Origin of the sequence: Ursidibacter maritimus (genome assembly GCF_009761395.1) — a bacterium.
Lineage (GTDB): Bacteria > Pseudomonadota > Gammaproteobacteria > Enterobacterales > Pasteurellaceae > Ursidibacter > Ursidibacter maritimus.
In genome coordinates, this window is record NZ_LEKN01000037.1 from 15,279 (window position 1) to 27,836 (window position 12,558).

Sequence of the window (12,558 nt, forward strand, 5' to 3'; positions counted from 1 at the left end):
TCTTCCGCCCATTTTTATGTTCTGTATGAAAAACAACCTTGCCTTTTCCTCTTTTCCATACCTTGCCTAACTTATTGTTTTATTTGAATAAAATAGCGATAAAAAGATCTTATTTTAAGTTACACACGATCTTTTTTCAGATCTATAACAATTCTATCCACAGATCATGGGGATAATTCTATCCTTATGTGAATAATGTTGATCAATCTCACCGACAAGTTGATATTTATACCCATAATGATGCCTAATTCCACAAAATAATGTTCATAAACACAGCTCTTTTTTAGATAAAAGATCCCGATTATTTCACCCTATCTGGAATAATACCCCATTATTCCCTTGTTTTACCCAAAAAGTTATCAACAAATTTTCAACTTATCCACAGAGTTATACACAATTGGTAAAATATTGCAGATAACCGACCGCTTACTTTCGCTTTTGGTTGTTCAAAAGGCTGAATTATGAAACAATTCACCTATCTAACACTTTATAAAGAAGGCGGTCTAAATTGATCGATTTTGATGGTTACCGCCCAAATGTTGGTATCGTGATCTGCAATAAACAAGGACAAGTTCTTTGGGCAAAACGGTTTGGTCAAAACTCTTGGCAATTTCCACAAGGGGGAATTAATGAGGGTGAAAACATTGAAACAGCAATGTACCGTGAGCTCTATGAAGAAGTCGGTTTATCGAGAAAAGATGTACGAGTACTCTGGGCATCAAAATATTGGCTAAAATATAAACTTCCGAAACGGTTAGTGCGAATGGAAAATGCACAACCTGTGTGTATTGGACAAAAACAGCGTTGGTTTTTGTTACAGTTAGTTTCCGATGAAAGTTTAATCAATCTAAAAACATCCAAAACACCAGAATTTGATGGCTGGCGTTGGGTGAGTTTTTGGTATCCTGTGCGTCAAGTGGTTTCGTTCAAGCGAGATGTCTATCGCAAAGTAATGAAAGAATTTGCACAAATTCTAATAAATGAGAATGAGAAGGTATCATCTCAATCTGATAACAAAGAGCCTCGTGAACGACGAGAGTATCGTAAATCTTATCGCACCAATAACTATAAGGGGAAAAAACGTGATTGAGATCTTTTTAAGTTGCCTAGTATTAGGAGCTGTTGTTGGTTTTCTTGCAGGTTTATTTGGTATTGGGGGAGGATTAATTATTGTACCTTCGCTAGTATATCTGTTCTCTCTGATTGATATTCCTAATGAATACATTATGTCAATGGCACTTGGGACCTCATTTTCCACAATTATTGTGACGGCATTTTCAGCGGCACATCGCCACCATAAATTAGGTAATGTAGATTGGCAAGTCAGCAAATACTTTATTCCAGCTTTGATGATTTCAGTCTTTTTGGCAGGCTTTGCGGTTGTAGATATTCCTAAAACTATAATGTCTAAATTGTTTGCGGTGATTGTAATTTTCCTTGCGTTAAAAATGCTTTTTTCACTCAAGAAAAAAGAGAGCGTAGCCAAAACAATCACACCAAGTTCTACCTTAATTGCAGGCTCACTGATCGGCACGATTTCCAGCATGGCTGGAATTGCAGGAGGTGCTTTTATTGTTCCTTACCTCAATGGACGAGGCTTAGAGATGAAACGAGCAATTGGTACGTCATCTTTCTGCGGTGCGCTACTCGGGTTAGCCGCAACAATAAGCTTTATCACAAGCGGTTGGAATGTACCGAATTTACCCGAATATTCTCTCGGTTATGTTTACTTGCCCGCACTATGTGGCATTACATTAACATCATTTTTTACCTCCAAATTAGGTGCAAATGCAGCGAATGTTCTACCAGTACCCACATTAAAGAAAGCTTTTGCGGTACTGCTCGTCTACATTGCAATCAATATGTTTTTTAAATAGAGGCAATATGAACCAATCATTTTTTGTTTTCCCCAATATCGATCCAATTTTTTTACAATTAGGCCCAATTTCAGTGCATTGGTACGGCATTATGTACCTATTAGGTTTTGGTTTTGCCTATTGGCTTGGTGTAAGACGAGCAAAAAACTCCAATGATGTTTGGACACCTGAACAAGTCGATCAGCTACTCTTTAACGGTTTCTTTGGTGTTGTTCTAGGTGGACGCATTGGCGATGTTTTTTTCTATAATTTTGATCGCTTAATGATCGATCCGCTTTATCTTTTCCGTATTTGGGAAGGGGGAATGTCTTTTCACGGCGGACTTATTGGGGTCATTATCGCAATGATTTGGACATCTCACCGCCAACAACGTAGCTTTTGGCAAACAGCTGATTTTGTTGCACCGCTTATTCCATTTGGCTTAGGAATGGGACGTATCGGCAACTTTATCAACGGAGAATTATGGGGACGAGTAACAGATGTACCTTGGGCTATGATCTTCCCACACGTTGATTCACTACCACGCCACCCATCGCAAATTTATCAAGCCTTACTAGAAGGATTAGCACTATTTTTATTGCTAAATTTCTTTATCCGCAAACCTCGCCCAATGGGGTCGGTTGCAGGATTATTCTTAGTCGGTTACGGTATATTCCGCTTTATCGTTGAATATGTGCGAGAGATTGACCCTGGCGTCAATACCACAACGGATATGATTACTCGTGGGCAACTGCTTTCATTACCAATGGTGATCGGGGGCATTCTTATCATGTTAATCGCGTATAAAAAAGCAAAATAACTGCAAAATCTTACCGCTTATCAGGAGCTAAAATGACTAAAAAATTCAAACTTATCGGATTTGATTTAGATGGCACACTCGTAAATAGCCTACCAGATCTTGCACTCTCACTTAACTCAGCTTTTGCGGAAGTCGGCTTACCGCAAGCACCTGAAGAATTAGTACTAACGTGGATTGGCAATGGTGCCGATGTGCTATTTGCCAAAGGGCTAGAATGGACAGGGCGAGCTAACGAGTTTTCCGAAGAAGAATTAAAGCAGATTAAACGTCGTTTTGGACATTTCTATGGCGAAAACATTTGTAATATCAGCAAGTTATATCCCAATGTGAAGACGACATTAGAAACCTTAAAAGCACAAGGATATATCCTAGCGGTTGTGACCAACAAACCCACAAAACACGTTCAGCCTGTGTTAAAAGCCTTTGAAATAGACCATCTATTCAGCGAAGCATTAGGCGGGCAATCTTTACCTGAAATTAAACCACACCCAGCACCGCTTTATTACCTTTGCGGAAAATTTGGACTATATCCACAGGAATTATTATTTGTCGGTGATTCCAAAAACGATATTTTAGCCGCTCAAAATGCAGGTTGCCAAAGTGTCGGTTTAACTTACGGCTATAATTACAACATTCCGATTGGCGACTCTAACCCTGACTATGTATGTGATGACTTTGCTGAAATTTTAGAGATTGTGGCAAACAATGCGTCCCAAATTTCTTAAAACACTCTCTTTTAATTGGTTAAATACCAATATTATTGGGACACTACCGATCTTCTTTGCCACCAATTTGGCGGCATTAACAGTCTGGCAGTTGAATATTTCCGAGCATACTATGGCGTTAGTGCTTGGAATTATTGCTGGTGGGCTTTCGGATTTAGACAACCGCTTAACTGGGCGACTAAAAAATCTATTTTTTACGTTGATCGCTTTTGCGATTTCTTCACTCAGTTCACAATTAGCGTTAAGTTATGGCTGGCTGTTTATTCCCCTGATTACCATCATTACCTTTATCGTGATTATGCTTGGGGCAATCGGTCAGCGTTATAGCACGATTGCATTCGGTACATTATTAGTCGCTATTTACACCACATTGACATACACGCCACAATCAACTTGGTATGGCAATACCTTATTGATCTTATTCGGGACGTTAATTTATGGATTAGTGGCAGTTATTGTGTATCTCTGCTTTCCAAACCGAACGATGCAGGAAAATATTGCTCAGTATTTTGATGCTCTAAGCCACTATTTACAGATTAAAGCAGACTTTTTCGATCCTGACGATACGGAAAACTTACCCGCCAAACAACTTGCTCTCGCTAAAGCAAACATTGCAGTGATGAGCGCATTTGATAAAGCAAGGGTTTCCCTGTTTTATCGGCTACGAATGCAACATCGCCATTTGCGTACCCAAAAAATGCTACGCTACTATTTTACCGGGCAAGAGATTTGGGAACGAGCTAGTTCAAGCCATTCTCAATATGTCGCTTTATTTAATGAATTACAAAATACTGATTTAATTTTCCGTTTTCAGCGTTTGCTTGAATTACAAGCGATTGCTTGTCAGCAAGTCGCCACCGCTTTACGCCATAATGAACATTATCAGCACCCAAATCGTGGAGAAAGAGTCCTGTTAGGGCTAACACAATCTCTCGCCTTTCATCGTGAAAAAGGGATTAAACATTTCTCACAACTACACTCCATTGCGGATAATTTACGTAATATTGAAGGGCAATTAGCACAGCTGGCGGACAACCATTCCAATCAAGAAATTGGTAAAAAACCAGCAAAATCTGCCCGCTTGATCGCAGAAAATGTCTCAAATATTCGAGATATGATCCCAGCTATTCGCTCCCAATGTCATTTTGGTTCCCCACTTTTCCGCCATGCAGTGCGTTTATCTATTGTTGTCTTTGTGTGTAGCTTAATCGTGGAATGCTTTCAGGTTGAACAAGGTTATTGGATTTTACTGACCGCCATTTTAGTCTGCCAACCTAACTATTCTGCGACCAAAACACGTTTAGTCCAACGAGTTATCGGTACTATTTTAGGGGTTGTGGTTGGATTATCTTTTAACTATCTCTCCCCAACATTAGAAGCACAGTTAGGCTTAATTGTAGCATCTAGTAGCTTATTCTTTCTATTTAGGACGAATAATTACAGCTTCTCAACATTCTTTGTTACAATTCAAGTGTTAATCAGCTTTGATGTAGTGGGGGTTGGTGCAGATGTTGCAATGTTACCAAGAATTATTGATACCCTAATTGGGGCAAGTCTTGCTTGGTTAGCCGTGTCTTATTTATGGCCTGATTGGAAATACCTAAATTTACAGCAGAGTTTAAAAAATTCTATCAAAGAGAATGCCAACTATCTACTACATATTATTGCTCAATTACAGTTTGGTTATCGTGATCAATTCACTTACCGCATTGCAAGACGTTCGGCACAAAATGCACTGGCGACTTTAAGCATTACAGTTTCCAATATGCTGAGTGAACCGAAAAAATACCGAAGCACGACAAAATTTGCACCAAACTTATTGGGATTAAGCTACACCTTAATGAGCTATATTTCGGCATTAGGGGCACATCGTATTGCAAGTCACGAGCTAAATCACCATATCGAATTTGCAGCAATATTCTTCAAGCACGCCAAACAAGTTGCACAACTGTTGCAACAAATCGCATCAGGTAATTTCAATCCATCAAAAATCAATGAGATCGAGCAACAATTACAGCAATTTGAGCAACAATACCAAACAGAAATTGATGAAAAAAGCCTTGTTCTGTTACAACAACTACGTTTAATCATACAACTGTTGCCACAGTTAGAAGAATTTGTAGGAAAAGAGTAGCGTATTATCCCAGTGCTAAAACAGTTTAGATTGACTAATTAAGGATAACCGCTACAATCGGGCAATTTCTTATTTTAAAATTTTTATACAGTTAAAGGGCAACAAATGAACCTATACAACATCAAGCATCCAGAAGAACAAGTTAATTTTGCACAGGCGGTTCGCCAAGGTTTAGGTAAAGATCAGGGGCTATTTTTTCCTGAAACAATTCCAACATTAACCAACATTGATGAATTACTAGCATTACCTTTGGTGGAACGTAGCCAACAAATTCTTGCTGCATTGATTGGTGAAGAAATTCCCACAGAAACGTTAAATGCAATGGTAAAAAATGCCTTCACCTTTCCTGCACCGTTAGCAAAAGTGAATGATGCTATTTATGCATTAGAATTGTTTCATGGTCCAACTTTAGCATTTAAAGATTTCGGTGGGCGTTTTATGGCTCAGGCACTCGCTGCAGTGCGTGGAGAGGGAAAAATTACCATTCTTACCGCAACATCTGGAGATACTGGTGCAGCGGTTGCTCACGCATTTTACGGATTAGAAAATATCAATGTTGTGATTTTGTATCCAAAAGGCAAAATCAGCCCGCTTCAAGAAAAACTGTTCTGCACGCTTGGTGGCAACATTCGCACAGTAGCGATTGAATCTGACTTTGATGCGTGCCAGGCTCTTGTAAAACAAGCCTTTGATGATGAAGAACTTCGTCAAGCTATCGGCTTAAACTCTGCGAACTCGATCAATATCAGCCGTTTATTAGCACAAGTTTGCTACTATTTTGAAGCGGTTGCACAACTGCCGAAAGAAAAACGTGAAAATGTAGTGGTTTCTGTACCAAGCGGCAACTTCGGTAACTTAACTGCAGGCTTAATTGCCAAAACATTAGGTTTACCAATTAAACGTTTTATCGCTTCAACTAATGCTAATGACACCGTACCACGTTATTTACGTTCAGGTCAGTGGGAACCCAATGCAACCGTTGCAACACTCTCTAATGCAATGGACGTTAGTCGCCCTAACAACTGGCCACGAGTGGAAGAATTATTTAAACGAAATGGTTGGAATTTAGCCGATTTAGGTTCTGATGCCTTAAATGACGCAGAAACAGAACAAGCACTCCAAGCTCAAAATGACGAAGGCTATTTATGTGAACCACATGGAGCGATTGCTTACCAAGTATTAAAAGACCAACTTCAAGCAGGTGAAACAGGAATTTTCCTATGCACCGCCCACCCTGCGAAATTTAAAGAAAGTGTTGAACGTATTTTAGATATCGAATTACCATTACCTGAAGCTTTAGATAAACACAATAAACTACCGTTGTTATCTGATGTAATGGAAAATGATTTTGCCAAATTACGAGCGTACTTGTTGGCAAAATAAGAGTGAAAAATCAGCCTACCAAATAAGCGGGGCGATGTGATAAAAATTTTACAAACAGGCATTATCATAAAACTGATAATGCCTGTTTTATTCTATGGCAACTAATCCCGCCAAAACGTTGGGCTGAATATAACCAACAAGGTAAAGACTTCTAAACGTCCGCAGACCATTGCAAAAGTAAGCACCCATTTCGCACTATCTGGTACTTGAGTGAAGTTACTGCTGACAGAGCCGAGTGCAGGCCCTAAATTGTTCATACTTGCAATAACCGCATTGAGAGCATCAAAAGTTTCCATTCCGCAAGCAATCGTCACTAACCAACAGACGACAAACACGAAGAAATAAGCAGAGAAGAAAGCCCAAACACCTTCAACAATTCGTTCAGAAAGCACATACTTACCGAGCTTAATCGGCTGAATAACATTCGGGTGAATAAAGCGGTGGACTTCTCGTTTGCCTTGCAAATAGAGCAATAGCACACGAAACATTTTTAAACCGCCTCCCGTTGAACCAGCACATCCACCAATAAAAGAAGCAAGTACAAGTAATAAAGGCAGAAATGAAGGCCAGCTACTGAAATCATTGGTGGTAAAACCTGCTGTTGTCGAGATCGACACCGACTGAAAAAATGCCTGTGAGAGCGTGGTTTGGGTATTATCAAAATAGCTGTATGCCCACAGCACTAAGAAACAGATTAAAAAGAGAGAGAACTGTATCAAAATAAAGAAACGAAACTCATAATCTCGCCAATATAAACGCAAAAAACGATTGCGGGCTTGTCCTTTATATCTGCCGTGAAATTGGTCAAAAAAAGCGAAATGCAACGCAAAGTTGCAAGAAGAAATCAGTAAGAAAAAGACGGTAATGTAGTTAATTATCTCACTGTTAAAATAGCCGATACTTGCATCGTGAGTAGAAAAACCACCAATTGCTACTGTCGCAAAACTATGACAAATCGCATCAAAACCACTCATTCCAGCCAGCCAATAAGCCAATGCACATAAAATCGTTAATGAAAGGTAAATCAGCCATAAGGCTTTCGCGGTTTCCGCAATGCGTGGTCGCATTTTCTGCTCTTTTAATGGGCCAGGCATTTCAGCTCGATAGAGTTGCATTCCGCCAATTCCTAAGAGTGGAATAATCGCCACAGCAAGCACAATAATCCCCATTCCACCAAGCCATTGTAAAAATTGGCGATAAAATAAGATCGCTTTCGGCAAGCTGTCTAGCCCTGTAATAACGGTCGCTCCCGTTGTGGTTAGCCCTGAAAATGATTCAAAAATCGACTCGGAGAAATTCAAATCAGGCTGTTCAAGCAAAATAAAAGGCACAGCCCCAAGCGAGCCTAACACCACCCAAAACAGCACTACAATCAGAAAACCTTCTCGTGAACGTAATTCATATTTATGATGACGACAAAACCACCATAACAGTGTGCCGACACCAAAATTCAGTAAAAAGGCTTCTAAAAAAGCACGTCCGCCACCATCACCATAGAGCAACGCCACAAACGCAGGTACTAACATTGTGAACGAAAAACACATTACCAAAATGCCCACAATGCGAATAATCGAGAAAAATTGCACGTTAAATCCTTAAAATTCAATAGTTCGTAAATGGTACTCCGCTTTTGTGTACAGTCAAATTTTTTCTCTCGCACGGCTATCTGCTATAATGTGGCACTTTTACAACGACAAGCGGTAAGATTTTATGGAAAATTTGCAAAATGAACAGATAGACTGGAAACCGTCAGCACCTATTCAAAACCTACTGAAACGATCCAAAATTATGGGTGAAATTCGCCAGTTCTTTACAGAACGTGGTGTGCTTGAAGTAGAAACGCCTGCAATGAGTGAATTTTCAGTAACAGACATACATCTCTCCACCTTTAATACGCAATTCTTATCGCCTTTTGCAAGCCAAGCGAAAACCTTGCATTTAATCACTAGCCCTGAATACCATATGAAACGCTTGCTGGCGAGTGGAAGCGGTGCGATTTTCCAAATTTGTCGCGTATTTCGCAATGAAGAATCAGGCAAAAGACACAACCCTGAATTTACAATGTTGGAATGGTATCGTCCCCATTTTGATATGTATCGCTTAATCAATGAAGTTGATGATCTACTCCAACAAATTTTAGATTGTGAACCTGCGGAGTCGTTTAGTTATCAATTTGTATTTCAAACCTATGTCGGTTTAGACCCTCTTTCTGCCAGCAAAACACAACTTGTGGCGAAGGCGAAAGAATACGGATTGCAATGCGATGAAAATGAGCAACGAGATACCTTGTTGCAATTTTTATTTAGTGAAGTGGTAGAAGCCAATATCGGCAAAGAGCGTCCAACCGCCGTTTATCACTTCCCTGCAACGCAAGCGGCACTGGCACAAATCAGCACAGAAGATCATCGTGTCGCAGAACGCTTTGAGTTCTACTACAAGGGGTTAGAATTAGTCAATGGTTTTCACGAATTAAGTGATGCGAAAGAACAAATCCGCCGTTTTGAGCTGGATAATTTACAACGTAATGAAATGGGCTTACCGCCCCAACAGCTTGATTATCGTTTTTTAAATGCCCTCAAAGCAGGGATTCCCAATTGTTCTGGTGTTGCTTTGGGCGTTGATCGCCTGCTGATGATTGCAATGAATGCAGAGCGCATTGATGAAGTAATGGCTTTCGGGGTTGAAAGAGCTTAGAATTGCAAAACTTTTTACAAAAAAGAGCGCTTATTTGCGTTTATTTTAGGAAATTATGTCAAATAACTTATTTATTATTGATTCGCACTGTCACCTAGACAGTTTAGACTACGAAACTCGCCATAAAGATGTTGATGAAGTGATTGAAAATGCGAAAAGTCGTGGTGTGCAGCATATGATATCAATCTCTACGACCATTGGTCGCTTTGAGGCGATGAAACAGCTTACAGCACATCGTTCAGAAGTTTCACTTTCTTGTGGCCTTCACCCTCTAAATGTGGAAGATGAAGCTTTTGACTACGATAAATTACTGGCTTATGCACAAGATCCCCGCGTGGTTGCGATCGGCGAAACGGGCTTAGACTACCACTACACGCCTGAAACTAAACCGCTACAACAATCAGTCTTTGCACAACAAATTGAAATTGCCAACCAAGTCAAAAAACCGCTGGTTATTCATACTCGTTCAGCCAGAGAAGATACAATGCAACTGCTTGAAAAAGGTAATGCACAAAATTGTGGCGGCGTGCTACATTGCTTTACGGAAGATTGGAATATGGCAAAAAGAGCCTTAGACATTGGGTTTTATATCTCTATTTCGGGGATTATCACTTTCCGTAATGCAGACGAATTGCGAGATGTTGCTCAAAAAGTACCGCTTGATCGCTTATTGGTTGAAACCGATTCGCCTTATCTTGCCCCCATTCCATATCGTGGTAAACCTAACCAACCTGCTTATGTGCGAGAAGTGTGTGAATATTTAGCAACATTAAAAGGCGTTTCGATGGAACAAATGGCGGACATTACCACTCAAAACGTACAACGTTTATTTAATTTAAAATTATAGGAGCTGTTATGAAAGCAATCTTAAAATATTTCCTGATTTTAGTGATGTTATCGCTACATATTGTACTAGTTGGTGCGGTAAATTATGCCTTCCCAAGCTATGACCAAACTATCATCACTGGTATGGAAGTTCGCCGAGTGGACAAAGATGGTCCAATTAGTAAATCTAACCCACAAGATGGCCCAGTAAGAGACGTGTATTATATTTTTACTGAAGATCCAGCAAGCAAAAAAGTAATGACCTATCGCAATGAAGATACAGGTTGGGGCTTACCATTTTATTTTAAATTTGACTCTGCATTAACCCAAGCGAAAGCCCAAGCATTTGCAAATGAGAAAAAAGTTGTGCAAATTAAATACTATGGTTGGTATGTTAGTTGGTTAAATGAGTTTAGAAACGTTGTTTCGATCAAAGAATTAGCAGAAGGGGAAACAAAAGCGAATCCTTGGTTTAGCTATATTTTCTACGCATTCTTTGCATTAACCTTCTTCCTTTCGGTACAACTTGTACGCGGTTGGTTTGATAGTTCTAAATAATCACAATTCAGGGCGTCTAGCACGCCCTTTAATCTATTATGACCACATATTTTATTGCAGACTTGCATCTTAACGAGCATCAACCCGGCATCACTGACTTATTTTTGCAATTTATGTCAGAAAAAGCACCGCTTGCGGAGGCTGTTTATATCTTAGGCGATTTTTTCGACTTTTGGATTGGTGATGACGAAAATTCACCTTTAATTGAGCAAGTCAAACAAGCCATTCAGAATGTAACGCAACAAGGTATTCCTTGCTATTTCATCTGTGGTAATCGTGATTTCTTACTCGGCAAACGCTTTGCAAAAGAAACAGGGCTAATCTTATTGCCTGATTATCACAAAATCGATCTCTACGGGCATTCCACGCTACTCTGCCACGGCGATACACTCTGTACTGATGATGTGACATATCAACGTTTTCGCCAAAAAGTCCATCAAAAATGGCGACAAACACTCTTTCTCTTACTGCCACTCCGTTTGCGATTACATATCGCTCAAAAAATCCGAGCCAAAAGCCGACAAGATAAACGCACAAAACCGGCTGAAATTATGGACGTAAATCCACAATTTACCGCTCAAATTGCTGAACAATATCAAATTGAATGGCTAATTCACGGACATACTCACAAACAAGCGGTACATTCTTGCCAAAAATTTGCAACATCTGACCGCTTATTTACCCGCATCGTGCTTGGCGATTGGGGCAAAACAGCCTCTATCTTAGCCGTAGATAAGCAAGGCTTTCAGTTTAATTTGGAGCGTGAATGATTGATGTCATTATCCCCTGCTATAACGCAGAAAAAACCTTACAACGAGCAGTGCAAAGTGTATTAGATCAAGCAGAATTAGGTACATTATGGCTTGTTGATGACGCTTCAACAGATAACACTTTCGCACTTGCTCATCATTTTGCAAACCAAGTGCCGAATAAAATTCGAGTGGAGAAAATGCCACAAAATAGTGGTGTGGCAAAAGCAAGAAATTGGGGGGCATTGCAAAGTGACGCTGAATTTATTGCGTTTTTAGATGCTGATGATGCTTATGAACCACAAGCCTTGCAAGTGGCTCAAGCGATTTTTCAATTCCACCCTAAAACCGCACTCGTCCGTTTACGCTTAAAACCAGTGGATTTAGCAGAACGTTATGCAACTCATCCACAATTTGCTCACGCTTGGCAATATATGCAGATGACTTGTGGTGGCAATGTCGTTTTCCGCCGAGCGTTTTTCCTTGCCTGTGGCGGTTTTCCCCAACAAGCGTTATTTAGAACATTGGGGGGCGAAGATGGTGCTTTGGGCATCGCGACAACTAAAATAGCAAATGTGGCAACTGCATTTAATGACCCAGGGGTCTTGCACTTTTGCCGAGAAGGAATGCACGCCGAATATTTGCTTGATTCGGTATTATTCCAAAAGCCTCGACAAAATGTTGGAGAAGAAGAAATGGCACAAGCCAATGCTGCAACAGAAAAAATCTGTGACCAAGTTATTCAGTTGCAACAATGTTTAAATAGCACTAAAACAGGTGTTCACCCGATGAATTTGCAATGGGAGTAAATTAC

General features: G+C 40.0%; 12 protein-coding genes. 11 read left to right on the top strand and 1 reads right to left on the bottom strand.

What is annotated here, in order from left to right:
- Positions 1–508: 508 nt before the first annotated feature.
- The 6 genes from rppH to thrC all read left to right on the top strand — a co-directional run bounded on the left by rppH (position 509) and on the right by thrC (position 6,918).
- Positions 509–1,090 (top strand): RNA pyrophosphohydrolase, encoded by a 582-nt coding sequence (gene rppH, locus A1D26_RS08470; protein WP_157403605.1) that lies wholly within the window; start codon positions 509–511, stop codon positions 1,088–1,090.
- The gene (locus A1D26_RS08475) at positions 1,083–1,877 is read left to right on the top strand and encodes a sulfite exporter TauE/SafE family protein (protein ID WP_157403606.1); all 795 of its coding nucleotides are present in this window, start codon (positions 1,083–1,085) and stop codon (positions 1,875–1,877) included. The genes rppH and A1D26_RS08475 overlap by 8 nt, the downstream gene beginning before the upstream one ends.
- Positions 1,878–1,884: 7 nt before the next feature.
- Positions 1,885–2,676, top strand: a complete 792-nt coding sequence (lgt, locus tag A1D26_RS08480) for a prolipoprotein diacylglyceryl transferase (RefSeq protein ID WP_157403607.1) — start codon at positions 1,885–1,887, stop codon at positions 2,674–2,676.
- 32 nt (positions 2,677–2,708) lie between these two features.
- Positions 2,709–3,401 (top strand): phosphoglycolate phosphatase, encoded by a 693-nt coding sequence (locus A1D26_RS08485; RefSeq protein ID WP_157403608.1) that lies wholly within the window; start codon positions 2,709–2,711, stop codon positions 3,399–3,401.
- Positions 3,382–5,535: a YccS family putative transporter gene (gene yccS, locus A1D26_RS08490; RefSeq protein WP_157403609.1), complete on the top strand. Its 2,154-nt coding sequence runs from the start codon at positions 3,382–3,384 to the stop codon at positions 5,533–5,535. Before A1D26_RS08485 ends, yccS begins: the two co-directional genes overlap by 20 nt.
- Positions 5,536–5,640: 105 nt before the next feature.
- The gene (thrC, locus tag A1D26_RS08495; protein ID WP_157403610.1) at positions 5,641–6,918 is read left to right on the top strand and encodes a threonine synthase; all 1,278 of its coding nucleotides are present in this window, start codon (positions 5,641–5,643) and stop codon (positions 6,916–6,918) included.
- Positions 6,919–7,019: 101 nt separating this feature from the next.
- On the opposite strand, the gene A1D26_RS08500 is transcribed toward thrC, so the two are convergent.
- Positions 7,020–8,504 carry a TrkH family potassium uptake protein gene (locus A1D26_RS08500; protein WP_157403611.1) on the bottom strand — a complete coding sequence of 495 codons (1,485 nt, stop codon included), beginning with the start codon at positions 8,502–8,504 and terminating at the stop codon, positions 7,020–7,022.
- A gap of 124 nt (positions 8,505–8,628) precedes the next feature.
- Here A1D26_RS08500 and epmA point away from each other — a divergent pair, with 124 nt between their 5' ends.
- The 5 genes from epmA to A1D26_RS08525 are packed head-to-tail and all read left to right on the top strand — an operon-like array spanning position 8,629 to position 12,553.
- Positions 8,629–9,612 (top strand): elongation factor P--(R)-beta-lysine ligase, encoded by a 984-nt coding sequence (gene epmA / locus A1D26_RS08505; RefSeq protein WP_157403612.1) that lies wholly within the window; start codon positions 8,629–8,631, stop codon positions 9,610–9,612.
- A 55-nt stretch (positions 9,613–9,667) separates the two neighbouring features.
- A complete protein-coding gene (locus tag A1D26_RS08510) occupies positions 9,668–10,459 on the top strand; it encodes a TatD family hydrolase (RefSeq protein ID WP_157403613.1) in 792 nt (263 codons plus the stop codon).
- An 8-nt stretch (positions 10,460–10,467) separates the two neighbouring features.
- Positions 10,468–10,995: a DUF1523 family protein gene (locus tag A1D26_RS08515; protein WP_157403614.1), complete on the top strand. Its 528-nt coding sequence runs from the start codon at positions 10,468–10,470 to the stop codon at positions 10,993–10,995.
- Between the two features lie 38 nt (positions 10,996–11,033).
- On the top strand, positions 11,034–11,765 hold the full coding sequence (gene lpxH, locus A1D26_RS08520; RefSeq protein ID WP_157403615.1) for a UDP-2,3-diacylglucosamine diphosphatase: 732 nt from the start codon (positions 11,034–11,036) through the stop codon (positions 11,763–11,765).
- Positions 11,762–12,553 carry a glycosyltransferase family A protein gene (locus A1D26_RS08525; protein ID WP_157403616.1) on the top strand — a complete coding sequence of 264 codons (792 nt, stop codon included), beginning with the start codon at positions 11,762–11,764 and terminating at the stop codon, positions 12,551–12,553. Before lpxH ends, A1D26_RS08525 begins: the two co-directional genes overlap by 4 nt.
- Positions 12,554–12,558 lie beyond the last annotated feature (5 nt).

Coding starts and splice junctions, on each gene's coding strand:
- lgt (WP_157403607.1), top strand. CDS start 1,885: ATGAACCAATCATTTTTTGTTTTCCCCAATATCGATCCAATTTTTTTA.
- A1D26_RS08485 (WP_157403608.1), top strand. CDS start 2,709: ATGACTAAAAAATTCAAACTTATCGGATTTGATTTAGATGGCACACTC.
- yccS (WP_157403609.1), top strand. CDS start 3,382: ATGCGTCCCAAATTTCTTAAAACACTCTCTTTTAATTGGTTAAATACC.
- thrC (WP_157403610.1), top strand. CDS start 5,641: ATGAACCTATACAACATCAAGCATCCAGAAGAACAAGTTAATTTTGCA.
- epmA (WP_157403612.1), top strand. CDS start 8,629: ATGGAAAATTTGCAAAATGAACAGATAGACTGGAAACCGTCAGCACCT.
- A1D26_RS08510 (WP_157403613.1), top strand. CDS start 9,668: ATGTCAAATAACTTATTTATTATTGATTCGCACTGTCACCTAGACAGT.
- A1D26_RS08515 (WP_157403614.1), top strand. CDS start 10,468: ATGAAAGCAATCTTAAAATATTTCCTGATTTTAGTGATGTTATCGCTA.
- lpxH (WP_157403615.1), top strand. CDS start 11,034: ATGACCACATATTTTATTGCAGACTTGCATCTTAACGAGCATCAACCC.
- A1D26_RS08525 (WP_157403616.1), top strand. CDS start 11,762: ATGATTGATGTCATTATCCCCTGCTATAACGCAGAAAAAACCTTACAA.